The 25,912-nt window shown below is 66.6% G+C and carries 21 protein-coding genes; 8 read left to right on the top strand and 13 right to left on the bottom strand.

Features of this window, described 5'->3' with window-relative positions:
- Positions 1-16: 16 nt before the first annotated feature.
- On the bottom strand, positions 17-913 hold the full coding sequence (locus tag F8O09_RS02650) for a LysR family transcriptional regulator (protein WP_158053846.1): 897 nt from the start codon (positions 911-913) through the stop codon (positions 17-19).
- Positions 914-975: 62 nt separating this feature from the next.
- On the opposite strand from F8O09_RS02650, the gene F8O09_RS02645 reads away from it, so the two are divergent.
- The 5 genes from F8O09_RS02645 to F8O09_RS02625 all read left to right on the top strand — a co-directional run bounded on the left by F8O09_RS02645 (position 976) and on the right by F8O09_RS02625 (position 8,789).
- Positions 976-2,106, top strand: coding sequence for a YeiH family protein (locus F8O09_RS02645; protein ID WP_158053845.1), 1,131 nt, complete (start codon positions 976-978; stop codon positions 2,104-2,106).
- A gap of 25 nt (positions 2,107-2,131) precedes the next feature.
- Positions 2,132-2,836, top strand: a complete 705-nt coding sequence (locus F8O09_RS02640) for an HNH endonuclease family protein (RefSeq protein ID WP_158053844.1) — start codon at positions 2,132-2,134, stop codon at positions 2,834-2,836.
- A 287-nt stretch (positions 2,837-3,123) separates the two neighbouring features.
- Positions 3,124-4,728, top strand: coding sequence for a DEAD/DEAH box helicase (locus F8O09_RS02635; protein ID WP_158053843.1), 1,605 nt, complete (start codon positions 3,124-3,126; stop codon positions 4,726-4,728).
- Between the two features lie 45 nt (positions 4,729-4,773).
- Positions 4,774-6,084: a metallophosphoesterase family protein gene (locus F8O09_RS02630; protein WP_158053842.1), complete on the top strand. Its 1,311-nt coding sequence runs from the start codon at positions 4,774-4,776 to the stop codon at positions 6,082-6,084.
- On the top strand, positions 6,081-8,789 hold the full coding sequence (locus tag F8O09_RS02625) for an AAA family ATPase (protein ID WP_158053841.1): 2,709 nt from the start codon (positions 6,081-6,083) through the stop codon (positions 8,787-8,789). The genes F8O09_RS02630 and F8O09_RS02625 overlap by 4 nt, the downstream gene beginning before the upstream one ends.
- Here the strand turns inward: F8O09_RS02625 and F8O09_RS02620 are convergent.
- Positions 8,758-9,936: an LOG family protein gene (locus tag F8O09_RS02620; protein WP_158053840.1), complete on the bottom strand. Its 1,179-nt coding sequence runs from the start codon at positions 9,934-9,936 to the stop codon at positions 8,758-8,760. The two genes, F8O09_RS02625 and F8O09_RS02620, sit on opposite strands and share 32 nt — an antisense overlap.
- A 55-nt stretch (positions 9,937-9,991) precedes the next feature.
- On the opposite strand from F8O09_RS02620, the gene F8O09_RS10640 reads away from it, so the two are divergent.
- Positions 9,992-10,654, top strand: coding sequence for a TCP-1/cpn60 chaperonin family protein (locus F8O09_RS10640; RefSeq protein WP_158053839.1), 663 nt, complete (start codon positions 9,992-9,994; stop codon positions 10,652-10,654).
- Here F8O09_RS10640 and F8O09_RS02610 read toward each other — a convergent pair.
- Both F8O09_RS02610 and F8O09_RS02605 read right to left on the bottom strand, forming a co-directional pair.
- Positions 10,570-11,682, bottom strand: coding sequence for a YcjF family protein (locus F8O09_RS02610; protein ID WP_158053838.1), 1,113 nt, complete (start codon positions 11,680-11,682; stop codon positions 10,570-10,572). The genes F8O09_RS10640 and F8O09_RS02610 overlap by 85 nt on opposite strands.
- Positions 11,679-11,972 (bottom strand): PLDc N-terminal domain-containing protein, encoded by a 294-nt coding sequence (locus F8O09_RS02605; RefSeq protein WP_158031139.1) that lies wholly within the window; start codon positions 11,970-11,972, stop codon positions 11,679-11,681. Before F8O09_RS02605 ends, F8O09_RS02610 begins: the two co-directional genes overlap by 4 nt.
- A gap of 249 nt (positions 11,973-12,221) precedes the next feature.
- On the opposite strand from F8O09_RS02605, the gene F8O09_RS02600 reads away from it, so the two are divergent.
- Positions 12,222-13,877 (top strand): TIGR04028 family ABC transporter substrate-binding protein, encoded by a 1,656-nt coding sequence (locus F8O09_RS02600; RefSeq protein ID WP_158053837.1) that lies wholly within the window; start codon positions 12,222-12,224, stop codon positions 13,875-13,877.
- A gap of 72 nt (positions 13,878-13,949) precedes the next feature.
- Here the strand turns inward: F8O09_RS02600 and F8O09_RS02595 are convergent, their stop codons facing one another.
- The 6 genes from F8O09_RS02595 to F8O09_RS02570 all read right to left on the bottom strand — a co-directional run bounded on the left by F8O09_RS02595 (position 13,950) and on the right by F8O09_RS02570 (position 20,777).
- The gene (locus tag F8O09_RS02595) at positions 13,950-14,582 is read right to left on the bottom strand and encodes a YitT family protein (RefSeq protein ID WP_158053836.1); all 633 of its coding nucleotides are present in this window, start codon (positions 14,580-14,582) and stop codon (positions 13,950-13,952) included.
- Positions 14,583-14,593: 11 nt separating this feature from the next.
- The gene (locus F8O09_RS02590) at positions 14,594-15,295 is read right to left on the bottom strand and encodes a PadR family transcriptional regulator (protein WP_158053835.1); all 702 of its coding nucleotides are present in this window, start codon (positions 15,293-15,295) and stop codon (positions 14,594-14,596) included.
- Positions 15,296-15,458: 163 nt separating this feature from the next.
- The gene (gene cls / locus F8O09_RS02585) at positions 15,459-16,925 is read right to left on the bottom strand and encodes a cardiolipin synthase (RefSeq protein ID WP_158053834.1); all 1,467 of its coding nucleotides are present in this window, start codon (positions 16,923-16,925) and stop codon (positions 15,459-15,461) included.
- Positions 16,926-17,059: 134 nt separating this feature from the next.
- Positions 17,060-18,679, bottom strand: coding sequence for an L-lactate permease (locus F8O09_RS02580; protein WP_158053833.1), 1,620 nt, complete (start codon positions 18,677-18,679; stop codon positions 17,060-17,062).
- Positions 18,680-18,921: 242 nt separating this feature from the next.
- On the bottom strand, positions 18,922-19,689 hold the full coding sequence (locus F8O09_RS02575) for an endonuclease/exonuclease/phosphatase family protein (RefSeq protein WP_158031145.1): 768 nt from the start codon (positions 19,687-19,689) through the stop codon (positions 18,922-18,924).
- 143 nt (positions 19,690-19,832) lie between these two features.
- A complete protein-coding gene (locus F8O09_RS02570; protein ID WP_225732820.1) occupies positions 19,833-20,777 on the bottom strand; it encodes a hypothetical protein in 945 nt (314 codons plus the stop codon).
- 138 nt (positions 20,778-20,915) lie between these two features.
- Here F8O09_RS02570 and F8O09_RS02565 point away from each other — a divergent pair, with 138 nt between their 5' ends.
- Positions 20,916-22,256 (top strand): TrpB-like pyridoxal phosphate-dependent enzyme, encoded by a 1,341-nt coding sequence (locus F8O09_RS02565; RefSeq protein WP_158053832.1) that lies wholly within the window; start codon positions 20,916-20,918, stop codon positions 22,254-22,256.
- Between the two features lie 22 nt (positions 22,257-22,278).
- On the opposite strand, the gene F8O09_RS02560 is transcribed toward F8O09_RS02565, so the two are convergent.
- From F8O09_RS02560 to F8O09_RS02550, 3 genes are all read right to left on the bottom strand, one after another.
- Complete coding sequence (locus F8O09_RS02560; protein ID WP_158053831.1) at positions 22,279-22,872, bottom strand: TetR/AcrR family transcriptional regulator; 594 nt, start codon at positions 22,870-22,872, stop codon at positions 22,279-22,281.
- Positions 22,873-22,959: 87 nt separating this feature from the next.
- On the bottom strand, positions 22,960-24,249 hold the full coding sequence (locus F8O09_RS02555; RefSeq protein WP_158053830.1) for an arginine deiminase: 1,290 nt from the start codon (positions 24,247-24,249) through the stop codon (positions 22,960-22,962).
- A 67-nt stretch (positions 24,250-24,316) separates the two neighbouring features.
- Positions 24,317-25,792 carry a basic amino acid/polyamine antiporter gene (locus tag F8O09_RS02550; RefSeq protein ID WP_158053829.1) on the bottom strand — a complete coding sequence of 492 codons (1,476 nt, stop codon included), beginning with the start codon at positions 25,790-25,792 and terminating at the stop codon, positions 24,317-24,319.
- Positions 25,793-25,912 lie beyond the last annotated feature (120 nt).

The following is a 25,912-nucleotide window of genomic DNA, read 5'->3' as shown; positions in this document are numbered from 1 at the left end:
CAGCGATGATCGCCGCTCAGCGCTGATCGTCGCAGGCGATGGCGACCAGTCGACGGGCGACCGGCGAGACGAGGTCGTCGCGCCAGACCGCGCGAATCTCGCGATGCAGATCGACGCCGGTCACCGGCACGGCGACGAGCTCGCCGCGCTCAATCCAGCGTGCGACGGCGAGTCGGCTGAGCACCGCCGGTTCTGAACCCGCTGCGGCCGTGGCCAGCCCGGCCGCGTTGCTGCCCGCTTCGAGGGCCGGGGCGACAGGGGAGTGATCGGCGAGAGCCCGGTCGACGGTGGCACGGGTGCCGGAACCCGGCTCGCGCAGGATGAGCGGCGTGCGGGCGAGCTCTTCGGCGGTGACCGGATCGGCCCGACGGGCCCACGGGTGCGTCGGGGCCGCCACGACCACGAGCTCATCTGTCGTGACCACACGGGTGTGCAGCTCGACGGGCTGATCGGGGGTCTCGACGAAGCCGAGCAGACAGTCGCCAGAGCGCACCAAATCGAACACGTCGGCCGAGTTGTGTACCTGCAGGTGCACGTCGGCGTCGGGCAGCGCCTCACGCAGCCGACCGAGCCATCGGGGCACCAGCTGTTCGGCGACCGTCAGACTGGCGGCGAGGTCGAGGCGGACGCGCTCGCCGCTGACGACCTCGTCGATGCGGTCACTGAACGCATCGGCCGCCTGCAGCAGGACTCGTGCGTCCGAGGCAACACGCAGCCCGGCACGGGTCAGCGACGAGCCGCGGGGATGTCGCCGCAGCAGCGTCACGCCGAGGTCTCGCTCGAGCGTGCTGATCGCGCGTGAGGCGTTCGGCTGTGCGATTCCCGCTTCGCGCGCTGCCGCGCTGAGGCTGCCGAAGTCGTCGACGCCCACGATGAGCGCCAGCACCGACAGATCAGGCCATCTGTGAGTCATATCACGATGATATGTGATCGGTGCAATTCCGGGACTACTGGCCGCGCCGTGCGAAGAGGATCATGAGACAGGTGAACGACGATCAGAGCAACGACCAGAGCAACGACCAAGCCAGAGCGGCCACTATCGAGCCGCGCCAGGGAGGCTCCCTCGCGCAGGCGCAGGCGCAGGCGGCGCCCGTGTCGTGGGCGAACCGCGTCGGCGCGGTCGTGCCGGGACTCGCCGTCAGCGCCGTCGGCATGGGACTCGCCCTGCTGGTGAGCTCCTGGCTGCCTGTGCTCAGCCCCATGCTCGTGGCGATCGCGCTCGGCGTGCTGCTGCGCAACCTGGGCGGCGTGCACCGCATTCTCGAACCCGGCATCGCCAGCGCCGCGAAGCGGGTGCTGCGCATCGGCGTCGTGCTGCTCGGACTGCAGCTCGTCTTCGGTGACGTCCTGGCGCTCGGGCCGGGCATGATCGTGGTCGTGGTCGCCGTGGTCGGCGTGGGCATCGGCTCTAGCCTGCTCGTCGGACGCTGGCTCGGGATGACGCCGAATCAGGTGCTGCTGATCGGCGGCGGCTTCTCGATCTGCGGGGCTGCAGCCGTGGCCGCGATCGACGGTGTGCTCGACGACGACCGAGACGAAGAGGTGGTCACGGCGGTCGCGCTCGTGGTGATCTACGGCACGGTGATGATTCCCCTGCTGCCGCTGATGGCCTCCGGGCTCGGCCTGACCGAGCAGCAGACCGGTCTCTGGGCGGGAGCCTCCGTACACGAGGTGGCGCAGGTCGTCGCCGTCGGCGGGGCCGTCGGATCCGGCGCGCTGGCAGCGGCCGTGATCGTGAAGCTCGCACGCGTTCTGCTGCTGGCTCCGGTGCTGACCGTGATCGGTCTGCAGCGCCGCCTGTCTGCGAGCGGGAAGGCTTCTGTGATCGACGGCACGCACACACACCGCCCGCCGATCATGCCGCTCTTCGTCGCAGGGTTCATCGCAATGGTCGTGATCCGCTCGCTCGGCATCGTTCCACAGCCCGTCGTCGATGTGGCGCACACGGCTCAGACGCTGCTGCTGACCGCCGCGATGTTCGCGCTCGGGGCAGGAGTGAAGCTCAGCATGATCCGCCGTCTGGGCGCACGGCCCTTCGTGCTCGCCCTGTCGACCACAGTCGTCGTCGCCGCGATCGGCCTGGGCGGCGTGCTGCTCTTCGGGTGAGCGTCCAGACGCGTACGCTGCACGGATGACCCATTCGTCTCGCCGTCTGCAGCGGCTGCTCGGTGTGCTTGCGGCCCTCGGCGTCTGCCTCGGCCTCTGCGTCGGCTGCTCTGCGGCGACCCCGCCGGGCTCCGTCGACGACTCGGGCATTGCATCCGCCGAACCGCAGCCGAGCGCTGCAGACGCGCAGGCGGCGCTGCAGACGCTGGCATCGCTGCCGGTGAAGGGCCGCGCGCCGAAGACCGGCTATGCCCGATCCGAGTTCGGCAAGGGGTGGCGCGATCCCGACCGCAACGGCTGCGACGCGCGCAACGACGTGCTGGCCCGTGACCTCGTCGACGTGCAGCGTCGGGGCCCGTGCACAGTGGTCTCGGGCACGCTTCACGACCCGTACACCGGGCGGACGATCGCCTTCGTACGCGGAGACAAGACCTCGCAGGCGGTGCAGATCGACCATGTCGTCGCACTCTCAGACGCCTGGCAGAAGGGTGCGCAGCAGCTGAGTGCCGATCAGCGGCTCGAGCTCGCCAACGACCCGCGCAACCTGTTGGCGGTCGACGGCCCGACGAACACGCGCAAGGGCGACGGAGACGCCGCGACCTGGCTGCCTCCGAACAGATCGTTCCGCTGCTCGTACGTCTCGCGGCAAATCGTGGTGAAGTCGGCCTATTCGCTGTGGGTGACCCAAGCAGAGGCCGAGGCCATGCGGCACGTGCTGTCGAGCTGCTGAGGTCGGGCGGTCGCGTTCTTCGCGCTGATGGGGTAGTGTGGTGCGCTTGGTGAGCATTCGTGCTCGCCCGCGTCGTAGAACGCCTCTTGAGCTCTGTACGAGCCCGCGCTGACCTCGCCCCGAGCTGGGACCCAGCGCAGAGATCTCTTTCATACGGCGAACGGATGCGCCGACCGGCGCCTTCGCCAATCAGTCACCAGGACGGTGCGCCATGCGTGTGCATGGCGGTCTCATCGTGCCCCGGGTGACGCAAGCGGTCGTGGAGACCGCGGAAAGTCACACACATCATGACGACTCAGAAGACCTTCGCCGAACTCGGTGTTCCCGCACCGCTCGTCTCGGTGCTCGAGGCCGACGGCAAGACCGAGGCCTTTCCCATCCAGGCAGACACGCTGCCCGACACGCTGCGCGGCCGCGACGTGCTCGGCCGCGGCAAGACCGGCTCGGGCAAGACCCTCGCGTTCTCGCTGCCTCTGGTCTCACGACTGGCCGGCGAGCTTGCCGGCGGCAAGCGCCGTCCAGGCCAGCCTGTCGCACTCGTGCTCGCCCCCACCCGCGAGCTCGCGACGCAGATCGAGACGGTGATCGAGCCGCTCGCCAGCGCCTACGATCTGCGTGCGACCACGATTTTCGGCGGGGTGAAGCAGCAGCGCCAGGTCAGCGCTCTGAAAGCAGGCGTCGACATCGTCGTGGCCTGCCCGGGCCGTCTCGAAGACCTCATGAAGCAGGGCTTCGTGAGCCTCGACGCCGTGGAGATCACCGTGCTCGACGAGGCCGACCACATGGCCGACCTGGGATTTCTGCCGGCGGTCACCCGCATCCTCAACGCGACCCCCAAGAACGGTCAGCGTCTGCTCTTCTCGGCCACACTCGACAACGGCATCGACAAGCTCGCCAACCGCTTTCTGCACGACCCGATTCTGCACTCGGTCGACGAGGCGAACTCGCCGGTCGCCAAGATGACGCACCACGTCTTCGAGGTCAGCTCTCCTGACGTCAAGAAGGCGGTCGTCGAGCGCCTCGCCTCCGGAACCGGCCGACGCATCCTCTTCATGCGAACCAAGCACCATGCGAAGCGTCTCGCGCGCCAGCTCACGGCTAACGGCATTCCCGCCGTCGACCTGCAGGGCAATCTCTCGCAGAACGCCCGTGAGCGCAATCTGGCGAAGTTCGAGTCGGGCGAGGTCAAGGTCATGGTCGCCACCGACGTCGCCGCGCGCGGCATCGACGTGCCTGAAGTCGAGCTGGTGATCCACGTCGATCCGCCGGCAGAGCACAAGGCCTACCTGCACCGTTCGGGTCGTACCGCGCGCGCCGGCCATCAGGGCGACGTCGTGACGATCTGCCTGCCCGAGCAGCGCCGCGACCTCAAAGGAATGCTGCGCCAGGCCAAGATCTCGGTCGAGCCGATCAAGGTGACCGCCGAGTCGCCTGAGGTCGTCGAACTGGTCGGCGAAGCGGCGCCGTATGTCGCCCCGAAGCCGCCGGAGACGCCCGAGGGCAACCGTCGGCAGGGACGTGGCAAGTCGCGTCGTCGTCGCGGTGAGGGGCAGGGGACGGGTCAGCGTGACGGCTCGCATGAGTCGCGCGGTGGGCGCGGCGGCCACAGCTCGCACAGCGGAGACTCACGCGGCGACTGGAACGGCTCGGACTCACGCGGACGTCGCGACGGCGCCCGTCGTGACGGCGGTCGTGCGGCGGAATCACGCGGCGGTCGCTCGCGTCGCTCGGGCGACGGCATCGCCTCGACGCACGGCTCGCATCCGCGCAGCGGCTCGTCGTCGAAGCAGGGCGGTCAGCGCTCCGGCGGCGCCGCTCGGTTCTCGAGCAAATCGGGAGTCGGCCAGCTCGCCGGTTCGCGCGGCAAGGGCGGTCAGCGCCACGGGCGGTAGACGCTGCTCTGCGGTCGGGACGGGCACAGTCGTTAAACTGCCAGCATGAGATTCCTCGCCACGGCAGACTGGCAGCTCGGTATGACCGCAGGCTTTCTACAGCCCGAGACGAGGCCCAGATTCGCCCAGGCGCGTTTCGACGTGCTGCAGCGCATCACCCGCCTCGCGGCCGAGCGAAAGGCGCAGTTCGTCGTGGTGTGCGGCGACGTCTTCGAGACGAACCAGCTCGATCGGTCGGTGATCGCGCGCACCTTCGAGGCGCTGCGCGACTCCACCGTGCCGATCTACCTGCTTCCGGGCAACCATGATCCGCTCGACTCCGCTTCCATCTACGACGCGGAGGAGTTCACGGCGCGACGGCCCGAACATGTGCACGTCATTCGTGACAGTGCTCCGGTGGCCGTGGCGGCCGACGTCGAGCTCGTCGGAGCGCCCTGGTTCTCGAAACGCCCCGATGCCGACCTCGTCGCCGCAGCCTGCGCCGATCTGGTGCCCCCGGCATCCGGCGTGACCCGGGTCGTGGCCGGGCACGGGGCGGTCGCGACGCTGAACCCGGACGCGACCGACCCGGCCACGATCGACGACGGTGCCCTCGGCGCGCTCATCGCCGCGGGGATGGTGCACGTCGCCGTCTTGGGCGATCGACATGCCACCGCAGAGGTCGCCACGGGCATCTGGTATCCGGGCACGCCCGAGGTGACGGCTCGTCGCGAGGTCGACCCGGGGAACGTCTTGGTCGTCGACGTCGACCCAGACGCAGATCTGTCGGAACGCGTGCAGGTCGAACGCGTGCACGTGGGCGCGTGGCGGTTTGAGACGGTCGCCGAGACGCTGCAGGATGCCGACGATCTCGCACGGCTGCGCGGACGCCTCGAACGGATTCCGGACAAGGCTCGAACCGGCGTCTGGCTGATGCTGCAGGGCACGCTCTCGACCTCGTCGCGCGCTCGTCTTGACGCACTGATCGACGAGTTCTGTGATCTGTTCGCGCTGATCAAGATCTGGGAGAGCCACAGCGATCTGGTCGTACGACCGGACGACGGCGACTTCTCAGACCTGCATCTGACCGGCTTCGCCTCGGAGGCGCTGACCGAGCTGATCGGTCGGGCCGAGGATCCGTCTGCTGCAGACGCGCGCACCAGCGTGGCGGTCGAGCGCGACGTCGAGCGCGAGAACGATAGTGAGGCTGCGAACGGGAACGTGGCAGAAGAGTCCGATCCCGAATTCGACCAGGCCGTCCGGGCAGCGCTCGACGCCGCCGACGGAGAGAACGCCGGCGGGGAGCAGGCATCGGGGGCCAGAACTGCACAGGACGCGCTCTCATTGCTGTATCGGCTGACCGGAGGCGCGCGATGAGACTCACCCAGATCGAACTCACCGACTTTCGCGGCATCAGTCATCGCACGATCGCGTTCGGGGCAGGCGTCACTGTGGTGGAGGGGCCGAACGAGGTCGGCAAGTCGTCGGTGCTCGAGGCCATGCGTCTGGTGCGTGAGTACAAGTCGAGCTCGAGGCATCGCTCGATCAGGAACGTGCAGCCGGTGGGGCGCGATGCCGGGCCCGAAGTGGCCATCGACATGCAGACCGGCCCGTACACGCTGACGATGCGCAAACGGTGGCTGGTGCAGCCGATCACCGAGCTGACCGTGACCGCACCCAAAGGCGAGTCGCTCTCGGGCGATGACGCGCACGATCGTTTCGTGCAGATTCTGCGAGAGACCGTCGACATGGGGCTGCTGCACGCCCTGGAAGTGCAGCAGGGCGACTCGCTCGACCAGCCGGAGCTGGCGCAGCTGCCCGCTCTGCAGACGGCGCTTGAGACGTCGGCAGACGACTTCGACGGGTATGACGAGCTGCTCGCGCGGGTCGAAAGCGAGTACACACAGTACTTCACCGCCACCGGACGCCCGGTCAGAGCGGTCAGAGACGCTCGCCAGCAGCTGGCCGATCTGGCGCAGCAGTACAGAGATCTGCGGGATCGCAGCCGCGAGATGGACGAGGCCGCTGATGCCCATGCCGTCTGCCGGCGCCTGGCCGCCGACACCGCAGAGCGTGTGGAACAGGCACGCACAGACGTCGCCGATCTGACCCGCAGCAGCGCCGAGCTGCATGTGCTGCAGGAAGGCCTGGCCTCGGCAGAGCGGGAGCACGAGAGTGCACAGCAGCGGCTGGGCGCACTGCGCGACCAGCTGCAGGCACGACGTGAGCTGAACGATGAGCTCGAGGATCTGAGGCAGCAGGCAGAGACACAGCGAGTCGAGGCGGAACGACTGGAACTGAGTCAGACCGATGCTCAGACGCATGCCCGGCAGACTGCCGAACGGGTCGCCTCGGCGACGACTGCTCTGACAGACGCCCGCGAACAGGCACGCCGCTGCGAACACGAACTGAGCCGGCGGCGCGACCATGACGAGCTGACTCGGCTCGGCGCTCAGCTGGAGCGCGCCACCGCGTCAGAGGCACAGCTCCGTGCGGCCGAGGCCGTGCTGCGGGTGCAGCATATCGATGACAAGAAGCTCAGACGCCTGACGAAGCTGCAGACCGAGGTGCACGTGGCGACGCGAATGCGAGACGCGGCTGCTGCGCAGATCACGGCCACGCGGCTCGGCGGCGATGCGGTTCTGCTTGACGGCATCTCACTCGACGCCGGCGCTGCACGTGAGGTCGCCGTGCACGACCACGTGCGCATTGAGGTCGAGGGAGTCGTGCGCGTCGACGTCGCACCTGCGGCCAAGACCAGCGAACTCGATGCCGACGTGCAGCACGCGCAGTCGGCCCTCGAACGTGCGTTGAGCAGAGACGGGGTCGCCACGTTCGAAGACGCCGAGCACTCTGCCGAACTGCGTCGCACGGCCGACGCCGAGCGGCAGCGGGCCGAGACCGAGCTGCGGGCGATGCTCGAGGTCGACGATGACGTTCCGGAAGCGATCGCCGAACTGCGAGCCCGCGTCGAAACCCTGCGAGCTCGCCTGCACAGCGATGACGAGCCGCGCGAACCAGACGAAGCTGCAGAGCTGGACCGAACAGCAGAACCAGACGAAGCTGCAGAGCCCCCTCGACGCGACTCGGCCGATCTGGCCGTGCTCGAATCGCGATCGTCGGATGCCCGTGATCGACTCGAGGACACCGAACATGAGGTCGCCCTCGCGCAGCAGGCGAACGAACGTGCGCGCGAGCGGCTGACTGAGGCGGCCACTGCGGCGGTGCGAGCGGCCGAAGCCTACAAGGCGGCGCTTGCCGAATGCGAACGGCTGACCGCCAGAATCGACAACGACCGACAGTCACTCGGCGACGTCGCTCTCAAAGAGCTCGTGGATCAGGCAGAGCGCTCTCTGCAGTCGGCTGCCGAAGGCGTCGAACAGGCGAAACGACGCCTGCAGAATGCCGACGCAGAGAAGATCGAGCTGCAGGCCGAGAATGCGCGGCGGCTGGTGCAGAGCACCACCGCCGAGCTCGAAGACGTGCGCACTCAGCGTGACGAGCTGCAGGGCCGGCTCAAACTGCTGGCGGGGGAGGGCATCTACGATCGCCTGCAGGTGGTGTGCACCGATCTTGTGACGGCGCACGAGCATGTGGCGCGAACCAACCGCGCCGCACAGGCCGTGTCGACACTGCGCGAGACGCTGCTGCGGCACCGCGACGAGGCCCAGCAGCGCTACGTGGCTCCGTTCCGACGCCAGATCGAACGGCTGGGGCGCAGCGTCTTCGGACGCGACTTCGCCGTCGAGGTCAGCCCGACGCTGCAGATCGCATCGAGAACCCTCAACGGGCGCACCATCCCGTTCGACTCGTTGTCGGCCGGCGCTCGAGAGCAGCTGGCGCTCATCGGCAGACTTGCCTGCGCTCAGCTGGTCTCGTCAGACGACGGGGCACCCGTCGTGCTTGACGACACGCTCGGCTTCGCCGATCCGGAGCGACTGGAGATGCTGAACGCGGTGCTCAGCCAGCTGGGCGGCTCGGCGCAGGTGATCGTGCTGACGTGCCAGCCCCGACGCTTCGCTCGCATCGGGGGAGCCAAACAGGTTCATCTCACCCGCGCGGAGCACTGGGCAGGTCGTTGATCGCTCGGATCAGCTGGAACAGATGGCCGATCTGACGTGAGTCCGGCGTGAGCATGAGACGAGGCAGATCGACCTTGTCGTGATCGCGCATTTCGGGCCGCAGCGGTTCGGTGCGGCAGATGGCCGCATCGGGGGTCAGATACGAGAATCGCCGGTTGAGGTCGGCGATCTCGTTGTCTGCCGGAGCGTTGCGCAGCCGGAGGATCAGCCGGCTTCCCACCCAGCGCAGCGAGTCGTAGTTGTTCCAGAAATGTGCGATCTCGTGCACCGCCTCGTCGACCGAGTCTGTGATCAGCACGCGGTCGAGGTCGTCTGGCGAGACCACTCCCGACGGAATGAGCTGATTGTCGACGAAACGGCGCAGGCCGCTCCAGAAGCCACCGATCGGGCGTGGAGGAGCCTCATCGGCGGCAGGATCATAGTCGGCTCGACTTCGGGTGTGCCTCGCGTGCGCAGACACGGCATCCTCCGGAACAGCCTTGGCAGGACGGTCGAGCAGCACGATCGGGGTGGGCACCGACTTGCCTGTCTGCTGCAGAGTCAACAGCTCGAAGAGCTCGTCGAGCGTGCCGAACCCGCCAGGGATGCACACGAACCCCTGCGACTCTTTGACCAGCATGAGCTTTCGGGTGAAGAAGTACTTCATGCTGACCAGATTGGTCTCGTCGGTGAAAGTCGGGTTGGGCGATTCGAACGGCAGCCGGATGGCCACACCGATCGAGCTCTCCGGTCCGGCTCCCTCGGTGGCCGCCTGCATGATGCCAGGGCCTGCTCCGGTGACGACGAGCCAGTTCATCGCCGCCAGCCGTTCTGCGACGTCACGAGCCATCTGGTACAGCACATCGTCGGGTTTGGTGCGCGCAGACCCGAAGACTGTGACCTTGGGGCGCCCGTCGAAGCGCGCTAACAGTTGAAACGCCTGCCTCATCTCTGAGATCGCACTCGAAGCGATCTTCAGATTCAGTCGATCGGCGCCGTCTTCACCGAGACCGAGGCCCTCAATGACGATGCGTTCGACCAGATCGGCATCACCGGTGATGCCGCACTCTTCGATGAGCTCGCGCACCTGCCACAGCTGGCGCTCCGGAGTCGACGGCAGGTCGACAGAGGCAGGATCTGTGCTGTGGGGAATCGACTGTGTGGACATATCTCCAGCATGTCACAGGGGAGTGACCAGAACGTGAACGTCGCTCCGATCATCGGTGAAGAGCACGGACGACAGCCGGGATGGGAAGCAGATACCGACTGCCCCTGCCGGACGCAACGTCGTGATCGGTCTGCCAGACGGCCGTGTCATCACGACCAACGACGGTGCGACAATCGTCCACAGCATCCACCTCGACGACCCGATCGCAGACATGGGCGCCCAGCTGATCTGCACCGCCTCGAGCGCGGCCCATTCGGCGGCGGGAGATGGCACCACCACCGCGACCGTTCTCGCCGAGGCGTTCATCGCCTTGTGCCTGCGCCACATCGCGAGCGGAGAGGATTGTCAGACGGTGGCTGCGCGTCTTCGAGGCCTCGCGGATTGCGCTGCCGGCTTCGTCGCCGGCGGGATCAGCGCGAGCACCGCACGGTCTGCTGATCGACCGAGTCGATCGGCTGCGCAGGGCGCTTGCGCTGGCGGTCGATCCGTTCGATGCAGAGCAGCTGCACCTGCGGCTGGCTCGACTCGTTGGACGAACCATCAGGCTGCGCGTCGGCGGGCAGACGGACTCTGCCGTGACAGTCGAGCGGGCGCTGACCTCGGCAGCGGAGGGCGACTGGGGCCGGGTGCACCTCATCGGCGTCGGTGGACGCGCCCCTGGAGGTTCTGGGCGGCCAGCTCGAGCAGCAGCGCCGCAAGTCGGTTCGACTGCAGATAGTCGAAGATGTCGAGGTCGCCGGCCAGATGATTCTCGCAGAGCTTGAGCCATGCGTAGCCGAGCGCCGTCGTGACGCCGCCGGCGACCGCGCCGGTGATCACCCAGCCGGCGCCCGGTACGAGCTTCAGCAGGCTCGTGGCGAGTGTCTTGCCGGCAAGGGCGCTGGTCAGCTGAGCGACCAGCGCGACCGTCGCCTGCTTGGTCAGCGAGATGCCGTAGATCGAGGCGATCCTGCGCAGCATACCCACTTGCACGGCCATCAGCGGCACCGCATCTGCGACGGGAATGGGAATCGCACCGATCCCCGTGGCGGTCGTCGACGCCAGGGCGATGACCTTACGCGCGGCGCCGTGTTTGACGCCGATGCTGACGCTTTGTGCCGCGGCCAGCGCCGCGCTCACGCCTTTTGGGGCCGCTTCGAGGGACACCTCCACAAGATGCTCGAGGCCGAAGGCCTGTGTGCCGGCGAACGGGTCGTCCACTGCGGCGATCGGCACCGGCCTGCCCGTTTCGATGGGCAGCCGCAGCGACGTGAGATAGTCGACGAACTGCTGCACGTCGGGAGGAAAGCCAATGCCGGCCTTCCACGGTGTCTGCGTGATCACGAGGAACACGGGGACGTCGAGAGCCGCAAGATCTTCGACGAGACGCCGCTGAGTCTGATCGAAGCGTCGATCGGCCGCCTTGATGCAGAACCAGATGCCGTGGATGGGCTCGCCGGCCTTCGCACGCTCGGCATAGGTCTTCTTGAACGAACGAACCACATCGCGCAGCTGATCGAAGCTCTCGACTCCTTTGAAGTCGTAGAGGCCGAGAGTGCCTTCGTCGTTCGTGTACAGCGAGACCTGCTGTGTGACCGGAGCGCCGACGCCGGTAGCCGCCAGATCCTCGCCGAAGACGGCGTTGATCAGTGTGCTCTTGCCAGCGCCGGTCGCCCCGATCACCGCGAGGTTGTATCGCGGCAGCTGCGCCTCATCCCACGCCTCGTCCAGACGCCCCTGAGCGTCACGACCCAGCTGTTCGGTCATGCCCGCTTCTGCAGCCCGTCGACGAAGCCCTTGACCTGGTCAAAGGTCTCTTTGCGGCCCAGCAGCAGATAAGCGGTCGGACCGACCCAGTTGAGCGCGAGCGCACCGGCCCAGAGCGCCTTCGGGCCGTTGATCTGCGACTCGGGACGCTTCACGAGATCCGAGCCGGCATAGGCGGCCAATGCGAGCTGTGCGGCGCCGGCCACGAAGCCGAAGACCTTCGAACCGCCCTTGACTCTGCCTTTGACTTCGCCTTTGGTCTCGAGCGCCTGATCTTTGAGCTTTGCCATTGATGCCTCCTCGATTGCCGTGACCACATCGGACGATGCCGTCGTGTGCCCAGCCTAGTGCGTTCGTGCGACAGGGGCCGGATGGTGAGCCGGCGTCTCATGCCTCTGCACATCACACCGGCAGGCCGAGCCCTATGCGAGCCGGTGCTCCTGAGCGATCGTTACCTCCAGTGACGCCGAAAGATGTGCCCGAGCGGGATGAGATGGCTTACTGATGCAGTCATGTCAGCAACCTCAGGAGGATCAATCATGCGACCACAACGGAGGAATCGACTGCTTGCCGTGGTTCTCTCGGCGGCCACCGCATCCACACTGCTCGCAGGATGCTCTGCCGCCGACCAATCGGCACAGGCAGTGGGCGAGCCCAAGTCAGGCGGCACGGTCATCTACCTCGAGCCGCAGGCCTTCAGCGGGCTCTACCCGCCCGCAGCCGGCTTCTACCCGAACGGCAGCATCGTCAACAACCTCACCGACCGGCTGCTCTATCAGAACGCCGAGACGCTGGAGCTCGAGCCCTGGATCGCGAGCGCACTGCCCGCTGTGAACACGGACGCGACCGAGTACACGTTCAGGCTGCGCGAAGGGGTGACCTACTCGGACGGCACGCCGCTCGACGCCGCCAACGTCGTTAAGAACTTCGACCTCTACGGCAAGGGGGACAAGCAGCGCAAGCTGACCGTCTCGGAGGCATTGAACAACTATGACCATGCCGAGGCCGTCGACGAACACACCGTTCGCTTCCACTTCTCGGCACCTGCCCCGGGGTTCGCTCAGGCGACGTCGACCATCAACTCCGGCCTGCTGTCGAACGCCACCCTCGATCGCGACTCCGAGGGCTTCGCGCCCGGGCAGGCGAAGCAGATCGTCGGCAGCGGCCCGTTCGTCGTCACCGACGAGCAGCTGAACACGGAGTACACGCTCACGGCTCGTGAAGGGTACGACTGGGCGCCGCCGTCGCTCGCGCATCAGGGCAGAGCTCGCGTCGATGCGGTGAAGGTGGTCGTGACGCCCGAGAGCAGCACTCGGGTGGGCACGCTCGTCGCCGGTCAGGCTGACGTTGCCCGCCAGATCGATCCGCCGGATGAGGCGCAGGTCACCGGCGCAGGACAGAGTCTGCACGTCGCCAGCACGAACGGCATCGACAACGCGCTGCAGTTCCGGTTCAGAGATCGACGGCTCAGTGACATCCGAGTGCGGCAGGCGCTCATCGCGGGTGTCGACCGGCAGCAGATACTCGATCAGCTCTACACCGCGAGCTACCCGCTGGCCACCTCGCCGCTGGCGAAGAGTGCACTCGGCTACAAAGACGAATCGGCCGCCTACCGATACGACCGACAGCGGGCACGTGATCTGCTGGACGAAGCCGGATGGCACGTCGGTGATGACGGCATTCGCACCAAGGACGGTGAGCGGCTGACCCTCACCGTCAATCACGCCATCCCGCTGCCGAGATCGAAGGAGCTGGTCACGATCCTGCAGGAGCAGCTCAAAGAGGTGGGCGTCGAGGTGAGGCTCTTCCAAGGCGATCAGGCGGCGCAGAACGCCGCCGCTCTCGACCAGGACACGGTGCAGGTCTATCACCAGATGGTCGGGCGAGCCGACTACGACGTCATCAAGAGCCAGTACTCGGGAGACAATCGCAACGTCTTTCTGAACCTGGACAAGACCGACGGATCGTACGGCGACCCGCATCTGGAGGAGCTGCTGCGCGCCGTGGCCAGCAGGCCGAGCGCCGAAGAGCGTCAGCGTGCGAGCGAAGCCGTGCAGGACTATGTCACAGAGCAGGCATATGTGCTGCCCATCTACGAAGAGCCCCTGGTCTATGGGACGAGCTCTGCGGTACAGGGGTTCGACACGGAATCGGTGGGGCGGCCGTCGTTCTACAGCCTCTGGCTGAACCGGTGAGGAGCTGAATCGCTGAACTGCTGAGGCACCGAACCGCGAAACGCTCCGCCACCGTCGTGTCAGTCGGGTCGATCAGAACCCGAGGTAGCGTCCTGGGCGATGGTTGAGCGCGATGACCAGGTTCATGATCACTGCACCGATGGCAGAGAGCAGCACGTTCATCGGCGAGGTGACGGAGAACGAGGCGGCCACGATGATCACGTCCAACGCCATCTGCACGTAGCCGGCGCGCCATCCCCATCGATCCTGAATGATCAGGGCCATGATGTTGAACCCGCCGAGGCTCGCGTGATGCCGAAAGAGGATCAGCAGGCCGATGCCGGCGAGCAGGTTTCCGGCGACCGCCCCGTAGACGGGATTCTCTGCCAGCGTTCCGAGCATCGCCGGATGCAGGGGAGTGAGCGCTGACACGGCAGCGACCGAGATGACCGTGCGGATGGTGAAGTTCCATCCGCGCTGTCGCACCGCCAGCACGAAGAACGGCAGGTTGACCACCATGAACAGCACACCGAAGGGAACCGGCGTGGCGTAGGCCAGCAGCAGCGAGAGGCCCGCCGTGCCGCCGGTGACCACGCCCGCCGAGTGCAGCAGATACAGCCCGAGCGACGCAGCGAACACACCACTGCCTATGCCGACGACGTCATCGAGGATGCTGTGGTGCTGTGCCGGATATCGGCGGTCGCTGGAGTCGCTGGCAGAGGTCATAGCACCGAATTCTACTTCGTGTCGGTGTCCTCCTCGGCCTGCCCATGCGCCTCGTCGTCAGAGGCCAGGATGCGGAAGAGCGCTTTGCGAGTGCGCTTGAGCTCGTCGATCGCCGCGTCTCGCTGCTGCTGCGTCGAGTGACGGAAGTCGCCGATGACGGTCATGAGCGCATGCGCCGCTTCGCGCAGTCCTCCGTGCTCGCCGCGCTGAGGCCGGGCGTCCCAGATGTGCGCGATCTGCTCGGCGTGTTCGCGGACGTATGCGACGCCTGCGGCGGTGAGTTCGTGGGCGCCGTTCTCTCCGCTTGCGGTGATGAGCCCCTCTTCGGTCAGCTGCTGCAGCGTGGGGTAGATCGACCCGGGGCTGGGGCGCCAGCTGTCGTCAGTGCGCTCGGCGATGCGTTTGATGATGCCGTAGCCGTTCGCCGGCTCGTCGTTCAGCAGCGACAGAATCGCCAGTCGGGTGTCGCCTCGGCGTGCACGGCCGCGCCCGCCGTGTCCGAAGCCGCCGCGCGGGTCGAAGCCCGGGCCTCCGAAGCCTGGGCCCCCAAAACCCGGTCCACCAAAGCCGGGACCGCCAGCTCCTGGACCTCTGCCGTGCGACCGTCTGCGGCCGCGGTCGCCGAAGCCGCCGTCATGGCCGCATCCGTCAAAGTCGGGGCCGCCGAAGCCGGGCTCGTGATGGTGATGATGATTGTGATGTTCGTGTCTCACGATGTTCTCCTTTATGACTATCGCGATATATCGCGATCTAGATGATTAGAAATATATACCGATATATCGAAAAGTGCAAGAGTGGGGCGATGGTCTGAGCGAGGCGCACAGCGACGGGCGACAGCCTGAAGGGGCCGTCCGGCGGCGCGACCACGACCACCGGTTACTGGAGCTGGGCCGTGAGCCGGGCGATGCCCTCTTTCGCCTTCTCGCGTGTGGGGCGACGCCGCCAGTCGGAGGCATTGAGACGGATGCTGTTGGCGCGATAGTCGGCTTCGACTGCGCGCAGCTGATCAACGAAATCGGCGTCTCGCACCAGCACTGAGATCTCCATATTCAGACTGAACGAGCGGATGTCCATGTTGCTGGAGCCGATCACGGCGACCTCGTCGTCGATGGAGAAGTGCTTGGAATGCAGCACCGTCGGCGAGCGGTACAGATAGATCGAGACGCCGACGTTGAGCAGGGCCTCGTAGTACGAGCGCTGTGCGTAGTACACGAACGCCTGATCACCGATCTCAGAGACGAAGAGCTCGACGTCCACTCCGCGAGCGGCAGCGGTGAGCAGTGCGAGCAGGGTCGCCTCGTCCGGTACGAAGTAGGGGCTGGTGATGCTGATGCGGTGTCGGGCGTTCTGAATGAGCAGCACGAACAGCTTGAGCGAGTTGTCGCTGGCGAAGCTCGGCCCGCTGGGTACGACCTGTGCATCGGCTCCGACCACCGTCGGCATGCCTGTGCGAGGCTCGGCGGCGGGCGAAGGAGCCATCGGTGTGAGCCGTTCGCCTGATTCGCTGAACCAGTCGGACATGAAGACGGCGTCGAGCTCGCCGACGAGCGGACCCTCGACACGGACCATCAGCTCCTGCCAGTGCAGCCCTCGTCGCACGTTCTTCGGCTTCAGATAGCTGTCGTCGATCAGGTTCTGCGAACCGGTGTAGGCCACCTTGCCGTCAATGGTGACGATCTTGCGATGGTTGCGCATGTCTGGCCGCTGCCACTGCCCGCGCCAGGGCCGCAGCGGCAGCATCGCGTGCCACTGCGCGCCCATCTCTGAGAGCATCCGCTTCGTCGTGCGACGGCCCGGATAGCCGAGACCCGAGAGGTGATCTGAGAGGGCGCGCACGGTCACGCCGCGATCTCGAGCACGTCGCAGCGCCTCGAAGAAGGGCGCTGTCGATGCGTCGTGCACCAAGATGTAGAACTCCACGTGCACATACTCGGTCGCCGCATCGATGTCGTCGATCATGGCCTGCAGCGACCCCTGGTACGAATCGATCAGCTGCAGCGTGTTGTCACCCACCATGGGCAGCGCGGTCAGCCGTTCGTTGAGGCGAACCGCAGAGGGCATCCACTCTGGCGACTCCGGGACGGTGCGGTATGCGGTGACCTCGTCACGCGCGGCGAGCGCCGAGTTGATCTCGATCTGACGACGCTGGCGCCAGCGAGGCAGGCGCCCGATGCCGATGGTGAGGAATGCGATCACTCCGACCACGGGGATGAACATGATGGCGAGTACCCATGCGATGGCCGTCTGCGGCGGTCGACGCAGCGAGATGACGATCGCCGAGACGAGCACGATGAGGATGTGTGCGAGCGTCGCCAGCAGACTGGCAAGCGGCGCGGTGAACATGGCGGTCCTCGATCATGGGATCCGTGCTCGGAGCCCCGAACACGGATCCCATCCTAAATCAGTGCGGCATCGGCAACAGCACTCGCGCTTGCAGAGCGCGCAGCCACCCCTCAGCTGTCGCGAGCGGAGCGAGATCAGCCAAGCATCGCCGAGAGGGCGAAGACCCACAACGACAGCACGACGAGCAGTCCGAGGCTGTAGGGGAGAGCGGCGCGCATGATCGCCGACTCCTTGCCGGCCAGGCCGACGGCCGCCGACGACACGGCGATCGACTGCGGCGAGACGATTTTGCCGATGCCACCACCGGCCACGTTGGCCGAGACCAACAGGGTGGGATTGGTGCCGATCTCGGTCGCGGTCACCGACTGCAGGTGGGCGAAGAGCGTGTTGTTGTTGACGACCGAGCCCGTGATGAACACGCCCAGCCATCCGATGACCGGTGAGAGCAGCGGGAACAGAGCGCCGACGCTCGCCAGCGCATGGCCGATGGTCGTCGAGCCGCCGGAGAAGTTCGCGATGTAGGCGACGATCATGATGAGCAGGATCAAGAGGATCGGCTGCCAGAGCATCTTGACCGAGGCGACGAACTCTTCGCCGACCTGCTTCCATGTGAGTGCGCTGCTGGTCAGCGCGGTGAGCAGCACCGACACCAGGATGGCGGTGCCGGCGGCGCCGATCGGCGACCACGTCCACACCGCGGTCATCGGGGCATCCGCGCCCGCAGCCGTGACCTGGCCGTCGAGACCGGGAATCGCAACCGGCAGGCTCAGTGCGGAGAGCGCACCGCCCTTCGAACGATCGAAGAGGTTTGCGAAGAAGGGGGCGCTCCAGATCAGGATGAGCACGGTCAGAAACAGGAAGGGCGACCAGGCGCTGACCAGCTGACGCGGGGTGTAGTGCTCGCTGACCGGTTCGGGAGCACCGGGCATGCGGAAGGTGCGCTTCGGCTTCCAGAAGCGCGACAGCACGGCGAGGGCGGCGAGAGCCACGATCGACGGGATGATGTCGGCCAGGTCGGGCTGTCCGAGCACGAGCAGCAGTACCGCCTGAGAACCGCTGAACGCGACGACCACGGTGATCAGGGCGGGCAGCACCTCGCGGATGCCTCGGAAGCCGTCGAGAATGGCGACCAGCAGGAACGGGATGATGATCGTGGGCAGCTGACCGACCAGCACCATCATGCCCGACAGCTCGGGGATCGGGACGTCGCCCTGGCGTGCGGCGATGATCACGGGGATGCCGATGGCGCCGAAGGCACCTGCTGCGGCGTTCGAGATGAGGGCGAGCACCGCGGCCTTCAGCCCGGGAAAGCCCAGCGTCAGCAGCAGGGCGGCACAGATGGTGATCGGCACGCCGAAGCCGGCCGCACCTTCGAGGAACGCACCGAAGCAGAAGGCGATCAGCAGCACCTGGATGCGCTGGTCGGCAGCGATGCCCGAGATGCTGTTGCGAATCACATCGAACTTGCCGCTGCGCACGGCGAGCTTGTACAGCCACACCGCCATCAGAATGATGTAGCCGATCGGCCACAGGCCGTTGAGCACACCGTCAAGCGCTGCACCGCCGATGGCCGACGCCGGCATGCCGAAGCCGATGAAGGCGACGATGACGGCGAGCACAGCGGCGATGGCCGCAGCGGTCGTGCCCTTCATCTTGAAACCGACCAGTGCGACCAGGAAGAAGATCACCGGAACGGCGGCGAGCCCCGCTGAGAGAGCGAGGTTGCCAGTCGGATCAAGCGGTTGCGTCCACATGACAGAGTGCCTTTCGTGCATGCCGGAACAGCACACACGAGCGCCGTTCAGTCGGGAAATGAGCGACGTCGTCGTCAGAATCGGTCGGGCGCCAGAGGGCAGCGATTGTGGTCAGACCACATCAGGACCACATGACACAATACCGCTCGTGACGGCGTGATGGCGAGAGGCCGGCCTCAAACGACCGTGCACGCATCACGAGAGGCACCCGAAAGACGCGGCAGAACCGGTGAGTTCAGGCTTCAGACGAGACCGGGAACGAAAGTGGTCGGCGTGTTGCTCTTGGGGCCGTGGCCATGCTTCGGCGCGACGCTGGAGAGCGTCGCAGCGGCGCTCATAGAGTCGTCGTACGAGGCGTTCACCAGAATCGGGTGGTGGTCGGAGAGTCCCTGCGGCAGCGAGGTGACGCGATTGACCGTGAAACCGGTCGACGTCGCCATGTCATAGCGTCCACGGAAGATGCGATAGCGCTGATAGGTGCGCTGCTCCGTCGCGGTCAGCTCATAGCCGTGCGTGCGCACGCGCTCCTGCAGGTGACGCTGGAAGAACGGGTAGTTGTAGTCGCCGACCATCAACGAGGGCAGACCCGCACCGAACTGTGCGAGTCGCTCGAACGAGGTGCGAATCTGATTGCGGCGCAGCGAGTTGAGCGCGGTGAGCGGTGCCCCGTGAAACGAGGCCACCATCAGCTCGCGATCTCGGGTGAGATCCATCAGTCGGGTCGCGACCAGACGCTCGTGAGCGGGTGCGGCGACACGGTCGTGCAGAGACTTCTTGAGCTGGTAGGTCTGCGATCCGATCAGGCGAAACCGGTCGGCGCGGTAGAAGACCGAGATGCCGAGACGATTGCCTCGGGTGGCCTCTGCAAGCCGCAGCGACCCGATCTCGGTCGGCAGGGAGTCGATGTCACACTCCTGCAGACAGAGCACGTCGGGATCGGTTCGACGGGTGAGATCATCGAGCTCGCACAGAGCACGGTTCTTGCGCAGGTTGTAGCTGACGACATTCATCACGACAGTTTGCCTCCAAAGGGTAGAACCGCTTTCAGGCTACCGTTCTGATCGCCCGAGCGGGGCATGTTTCGGCCAGAAACAGCTGTGAATTCACCAGATCGTCACAGAGGGTCGGTGATTTCGCCAGCATTCGACGACGCTCAGCCCAGCAGAGCGACACAGCGCCGCAGCAGGGCCGCACCGGCGTCGTCGTCGGTGAGAAGCTGACCCGGAGCCAGCGGGTCGGCGATGGTCGTGACCTCATATGGTTTGTGCAGCGTGCCGTCGGCGGCGGCGCCCGGTGAGCTCGGCGAGCCCGGCTGCACGTCGACGTGGGTGACGTCGTAGCCCTGCGCGTGCAGCCAGTCGGCCATGGTGTAGTCACTGCGTGAGTCGCCGACGGTGAACCAGCGCTTCGGCAGCGCGGAATGCTCGCCCAACAGCTCGAGCGAGCGACGGGCACCCAGCGCCTTGCCGCTGTGAGAGACCTCGACGTCGCAGCTGATCACGGTCGGGTCGATGCGCAGCTGCACGGCTCCGAGGCGGGCGCGCAGCTCGATCAGATCCCGCACCAGGGCATCCCTCGCTGAAAGGAACGCCGCATGGTCGCTGCCGGCGATCATCTCGAGCGTCATCATGGTGCGCTTCGTGTCGTCGAAGAACATGGTGTCGGCGAACTTCTCGGCCGCTGTCTCGCGGCCGAAGTCGACGACCTCCCGAGGCACTCGCATATCGACGTCGATCTGCTCGTCGTCGAGACCTGCGGCCGTGAGCTGCGCCCAGACTCCGCCCTTCTCGCCGACGACCGCGAGGCCGGTCGCGTCGGCAGCAAGACCGGCGGATGCCAGAGCCGGGACGATCTGCCGGCTCACGAAGGCGGTCGAGCGGCCGGTGTTGAACGAGATCGGCACGCCCGCTTCGGCGAGGGTGACGAGGCTGTCGGCGATCTCGGGCAGGCGCACGGTGCGGGTGACAGGGCTGGCGATCGGGCCGTCGACATCGAGGAGCAGGCCGAACGGTGCTGGTGCAGTGGACATAGCCCCATTGTGCCCGATGCCGACTGCGCGCTTGCGCTCGGCGTGCTTCTGCGCCATTCTTAGTGCCATGGTGCATCTCTCACAGCAGAACTGGTGGCAGACCGTCTGACGGTCATCCACTCCGCTGGCCGTGCTCGCTGACACGGCCCGTGCACCACGGGAGACGTTCATCGGGCCGGCCGCCCGATCCGAACGAAGGAACCCGCAATGGCCGAACCCAATCACCCCGCCCACGAGACCCGCGAGCACGCGCTTCAGCGCATCCACGAACTCACGCAGCCGACCGGCGCAGCGGTTCCCTCGCAGGTGCCCACACACTGGTACAACGTCGCCGCCGACCTGCCCGAGCCGGTGCCGCCGCACCTGCACCCGGGCACGAACCAGCCTCTGCAGCCCGAAGACCTCGAACCGCTCTTCGCGAAGGCGCTCATCGAGCAGGAGGTCAGCACTGAGCGCTACATCGAGATTCCGCAGACGGTGCGCGAGATCTATGCACAGTGGCGGCCGTCGCCGCTGGTGCGGGCGCTGCGCCTCGAGCGGGCGCTCGGCACCAAGGCGCACATCTACTACAAGTACGAGGGCGGCAGCCCCGCCGGGTCGCACAAGCCCAACACGGCGGTCGCACAGGCGTACTACAACGCGATCGAGGGCGTGACCAAGCTGACCACCGAGACAGGAGCCGGGCAGTGGGGTGCCTCGCTGTCGCTCGCCGGCGCCCTGCTGGGGCTCGAGGTCGAGGTATGGCAGGTGCGTGCGTCGTACGACGCGAAGCCCTACCGCCGTGCCCAGATGGAGGTCTACGGCGGCACGTGTCATCCGTCGCCGTCGACGCTCACCGAGGCGGGGCGTGCGATGCTGGCCAAAGACCCGAACACCACCGGCTCGCTCGGCATGGCCATCAGCGAGGCGGTCGAGGTGGCCGCGGGCGACCCCCATGCGCACTACGCGCTGGGCAGCGTGCTGAACCACGTGATGCTGCATCAGAGCGTGATCGGAGAGGAGGCGATGCAGCAGCTGACCGAGCTCGGCGAGTCTGTGCCCGACGTGATCTTCGGCTGTGCCGGCGGCGGCTCGAACCTCGCCGGCCTCACCTTCCCGTTCATGGGGCGCAACCTGCGTGAGGGCACCACGACTCGTCTGGTCGCCTGTGAGCCGGCAGCCTGCCCGTCGCTGACGCAGGGGGAGTACCGCTACGACTTCGGCGACGTGGCCGGGCTGACGCCGCTGCTGAAGATGTATACGCTCGGGCGCGACTTCGTGCCGCCGGCGATCCACGCGGGTGGCCTTCGCTATCACGGCATGTCGCCGATCGTCTCGCATGCCGTGCATTTGGGGCTCATGGACGCCATCGCCGTGGCACAGAACGACGCGTTTGCCGCCGGGGTGCTCTTCGCTCGAGCCGAGGGCATCATCCCGGCGCCGGAGTCGACGCACGCGGTGGCCGGAGCCATCGCCCATGCTCGACAGGCGGCCGACGGCGAAGTCATCGTGCTGGGGCTGTCGGGCAACGGCGTGCTCGACCTGCCCGCCTACGAACAGTACGTCTGAGCCGTGATGTGAGGCCGGTCGGTCATCTGCAGCAGTCTTCGGCCGAGAGCAGCGGCATATCGCGCAGTCCGGCGATGATGCGCTCGGCGTCGTAGCGCTGCGGATGCCGCACGAGCTCGACTCCCGCACCCTGGATCGCCGCGAGCGTCGCATCGGTGATGCTGCGGGAGTCGAGGCCGTGCAGCGCGGCGAAGCGCCCGATCACCGGCTGCAGCCGCCGACCGTACTCGTCGAGCCCGGCATTGACCTCTGACCGGAACTCTTCGTCACGTCGCACGAAGAAGAACTGAAAGAGCAGCTCGATGTCATCGCGCTGTCTCTCCAGATCGCGGATCTCGCTGGCGACCATGCTCTGGAGCGCCTCGTGCGGTTCGAGGTCGGCGCCATAGTCGGTGGCGGGCCCGTCGAGAGCACGTCCGATGACGTCATGGAGCAGAGCGTGCAAGAGGCCGAGCTTCGTCGAGAAATAGAAGTAGACGAGCCCGCTCGACAGCTCTGCCTCGGCGGCGACGGAACGCCCGCTGACCATCGCGAGCCCGTCGCGCACCGCAATGCGGTGGGCAGCACGGACGATGGCCGAACGGCGTTCGGACTCGGACAACCTGACACCGACCATGGATACACCCTAGCTGGGGTCGAACGGACACGAGCACAGCGTTCGGCGGGGCGCCTGCGTACGGCGCTCCCGCCGAAGCGATCGCGACTACCAGTCGACGGCGTCGCGGATGATGGGGCAGGTCATGCAGTGGCCCCCACCGCGCCCGCGCCCGAGCTCGGCACCGGCGATGGTGATGACCTCGACGCCGGCCTTGCGCAGGGCCGCGTTCGTCTGGGTGTTGCGGTCGTAGGTGAAGACCACACCCGGCTCGACGGCCACGGCGTTGTTGCCGCTGTCCCACTGCTGACGCTCTGAGGCGTAGAAGTCGCCCGCCGTCTCGACGAGACGCAGCTTGGGCAGCCCCAGACCTCGTGCGACGACGTCGGTGAAGCGGGCGTCGCCCTCGTCGACGATCTCGAAGCCGGGCGCCTTGTCACTCGGGTGGATGCTGAACGTGTGCACGCCGTCGACGATCGCCGGGTGCACGGTCGCGAGATCTCGATCAGCGAAGGTGAAGACGGTGTCGAGGTGCATCGCGGCGCGCAGCTTCGGCATGCCTGCGACGATCACCTGTGTTGCCGCGCCTTCGTCGAAGAGCGCCTTCGCCACCTGCGTGATGGCCTGCCGTGACGAGCGCTCGCTCATGCCGATCAGCACGATGCCGTTGCCCACTGGCATGACGTCGCCGCCTTCGAGCGACGCCTGTGCCCAATCCTGTTCGGGGTCGCCCCACCAGACCCTCGAGCCGACGAAGTCGGGGTGAAAGAGGTAGATGGCCTTCATGAGCAGGGTCTCGCCGTGGCGTGCCGGCCAGTAGAGCGGATTGAGCGTCAGGCCGCCGTAGATCCAGCAGGTGGTGTCGCGGGTGAACAGCGTGTTCGGCAGCGGCGGCAGCAGATACTCGCGAGCGCCCTTGGTGTACTGGGCGAGGCTTCCGAGCATGGGGTGCAGATCGGTGGGCAGGTCGTGCAGGCCGAGCCCGCCGATGAGGTATCGGGCGAGGGATGCGCTGTCGAGCTCGTCGAGGAACTCGCGGGTCGCAGCGACCAAACCGATGCCGACGGTGTTCGCGATCACGAGTCGGTCGAGCAGCCATGCACGGGCGCCGGGCACGTCGATCGTCTCGGCGAGCACTTCGTGCAGCTCGACCACCTCGACGCCGCGATTCGCGAGTTTGTTCCTGAAATCGAGGTGATCGCGCTGGGCCTTCTCGACCCAGAGCACGTCGTCGAAGAGCAGGTCGTCGGAGTTGGACGGCGTGAGCCTCTCGTGGGCGAGTCCCGGTGCGGCGACGAGCACTTTGCGCAGTCGTCCGACCTCGGAGTGCACTCCGTATGCTTCGGAGCGGCCGCTGCCGACCGCAGTCTGTACGGCGCCCTCTGATGAGTCTGTCATGATGTCGGTTCCTTTCAGAAGTTGCGTGGATCGGGTGGAACGAGAAGGGGCCTGCCATGTCGCTGCGTCAGAGCTGGATCAGCCCCTGCGCCAGGCCGACGACGCCGACGATCGCGCCGATGACCACGACCGCGAAGAGCACGAGCTCGCCGGTCGCGAAGACGCGTCGATGCTGCTCTCGCCTGGTGATCGCGAAGAGGATCGTGGCCGGCGCATAGAAGATCATCGAGATGAGGAGGAACTGCAGGCCCGCCGCGTAGATCAGGAACAGCGTGTAGACGACAGCGAGCACGGCGATCACCGCATCGGCGGCAAGACGGCGCGGCCGCTCGTGCAGATACGTCTCTCGTGTGACCACGAGCTTCAGCGCGTAGGCCGCGGCCAGGAAGTACGGGATGAGCGACAGCGCCGCAGTCAGATCCAGGGCGAAGTCGAAGGCCTCCTCAGAGAAGTAGGTGATCACGAGCACCACCTGGGTGAGCAGGGTGCTCAGCAGCAGGGCGTTGACGGGAACGTCGTCGCCGGTCTGTTTGGCGAGGAACTTGGGGAGATCCCTGTCTTTGGCCGCGACGAAGAGCACCTCGGCGGCCATCAGGCTCCAGGCCAGGTAGGCTCCGAGCACAGAGACGATCAGTCCGATGCTGACGAAGACCGTGCCCCACTGACCGACCGCGGCCTCGAGCACACCGGCCATCGACGGCTGTCGCAGCGCGGCGATCTCGCCCATCGGCAGGATGCCGTACGAGACGACGGTCACCGAGGCGAAGATGGCGAAGACGCTGAGGAAGCCGAGCACCGTGGCGCGCCCGACGTGTTCGCGCCTCTGTGCGTGGCGTGAGTAGACGCTGGCGCCTTCGACGCCCATGAAGACGAACACCGTCACCAGCATGGTGTCACGCACCTGGGTCATGAGCGAGCCGGCGTAGTCAGCACCCATCAGGTTGTCGACGAACACGTCGGGGTGAAAGCAGAAGATCGCGATCAGCACGAACACGATGATGGGAACCAGCTTCGCGATCGTGACGATGCGGTTGATGGCGGTCGCCTCTTTGACGCCCTGTTTGATGAGCAGGAAGAACAGCCAGAGCCCGATCGAGCTGAGCAGGATCGCCACCCAGGTGTCGCCCTCGCCGAGCGCCGGCCAGAGCGCGCCGAGCGTCGACATGATGAGCACCCAGTACGTCACGTTGCCCACGCAGGCGCTGGCCCAGTATCCGATCGCCGAGAAGAAGCCGACGAACTGGCCGAACCCGGCCTTCGCGTAGGCGTACACCCCGGCGTCGAGTGCGGGTTTGCGCTTCGCAAGCCGCTGGAACACGAAGGCGAGCATGAGCATGCCGAAGCCGGCGACGACCCAGGCGATCAGTGCGCCGAGCACACCCGTCTCTTGGGCGAACCGACGTGGCAGAGAGAACACGCCCGCACCGACCATCGAGCCGATGACCATCATGGTCAGGGTGGCGATAGTGACTTTGGTGCCGGCGCCTGACGAGGGCTTCTGCGCCACACCGGCCTGCGGTGACCCGTTCTCTGTCGCGTGCATGCTGCACTCCTGTCGCACTGATCGGCTGAACCGCCTGTTCGGCGTCGGTTTCACCTTACATTGAGCAACTGGTCAATTCAGGCGGACAGCCGTCGCCACACCGTGTCAGCGGTCGCACCT

Source organism: Pseudoclavibacter sp. CFCC 11306, from assembly GCF_008831235.1.
Taxonomy (GTDB): domain Bacteria; phylum Actinomycetota; class Actinomycetes; order Actinomycetales; family Microbacteriaceae; genus Pseudoclavibacter_A.
This window is presented reverse-complemented; position numbering and strand designations above follow the sequence as displayed.

Coding starts and splice junctions, on each gene's coding strand:
- F8O09_RS02610 (WP_158053838.1), bottom strand. CDS start 11,682: ATGACCGAACAGCTGGGTCGTGACGCTCAGGGGCGTCTGGACGAGGCG.
- F8O09_RS02620 (WP_158053840.1), bottom strand. CDS start 9,936: ATGTCCACACAGTCGATTCCCCACAGCACAGATCCTGCCTCTGTCGAC.
- F8O09_RS02570 (WP_225732820.1), bottom strand. CDS start 20,777: ATGGCACTAAGAATGGCGCAGAAGCACGCCGAGCGCAAGCGCGCAGTC.
- F8O09_RS02600 (WP_158053837.1), top strand. CDS start 12,222: ATGCGACCACAACGGAGGAATCGACTGCTTGCCGTGGTTCTCTCGGCG.
- F8O09_RS02630 (WP_158053842.1), top strand. CDS start 4,774: ATGAGATTCCTCGCCACGGCAGACTGGCAGCTCGGTATGACCGCAGGC.
- F8O09_RS02625 (WP_158053841.1), top strand. CDS start 6,081: ATGAGACTCACCCAGATCGAACTCACCGACTTTCGCGGCATCAGTCAT.
- F8O09_RS02595 (WP_158053836.1), bottom strand. CDS start 14,582: ATGACCTCTGCCAGCGACTCCAGCGACCGCCGATATCCGGCACAGCAC.
- F8O09_RS02650 (WP_158053846.1), bottom strand. CDS start 913: ATGACTCACAGATGGCCTGATCTGTCGGTGCTGGCGCTCATCGTGGGC.
- F8O09_RS02560 (WP_158053831.1), bottom strand. CDS start 22,872: ATGGTCGGTGTCAGGTTGTCCGAGTCCGAACGCCGTTCGGCCATCGTC.
- F8O09_RS02550 (WP_158053829.1), bottom strand. CDS start 25,792: ATGCACGCGACAGAGAACGGGTCACCGCAGGCCGGTGTGGCGCAGAAG.
- F8O09_RS02575 (WP_158031145.1), bottom strand. CDS start 19,689: ATGAATGTCGTCAGCTACAACCTGCGCAAGAACCGTGCTCTGTGCGAG.
- F8O09_RS02635 (WP_158053843.1), top strand. CDS start 3,124: ATGACGACTCAGAAGACCTTCGCCGAACTCGGTGTTCCCGCACCGCTC.
- F8O09_RS02555 (WP_158053830.1), bottom strand. CDS start 24,249: ATGACAGACTCATCAGAGGGCGCCGTACAGACTGCGGTCGGCAGCGGC.
- F8O09_RS02565 (WP_158053832.1), top strand. CDS start 20,916: ATGGCCGAACCCAATCACCCCGCCCACGAGACCCGCGAGCACGCGCTT.
- cls (WP_158053834.1), bottom strand. CDS start 16,925: ATGTTCACCGCGCCGCTTGCCAGTCTGCTGGCGACGCTCGCACACATC.
- F8O09_RS02580 (WP_158053833.1), bottom strand. CDS start 18,679: ATGTGGACGCAACCGCTTGATCCGACTGGCAACCTCGCTCTCTCAGCG.
- F8O09_RS02645 (WP_158053845.1), top strand. CDS start 976: ATGAGACAGGTGAACGACGATCAGAGCAACGACCAGAGCAACGACCAA.
- F8O09_RS02605 (WP_158031139.1), bottom strand. CDS start 11,972: ATGGCAAAGCTCAAAGATCAGGCGCTCGAGACCAAAGGCGAAGTCAAA.
- F8O09_RS02640 (WP_158053844.1), top strand. CDS start 2,132: ATGACCCATTCGTCTCGCCGTCTGCAGCGGCTGCTCGGTGTGCTTGCG.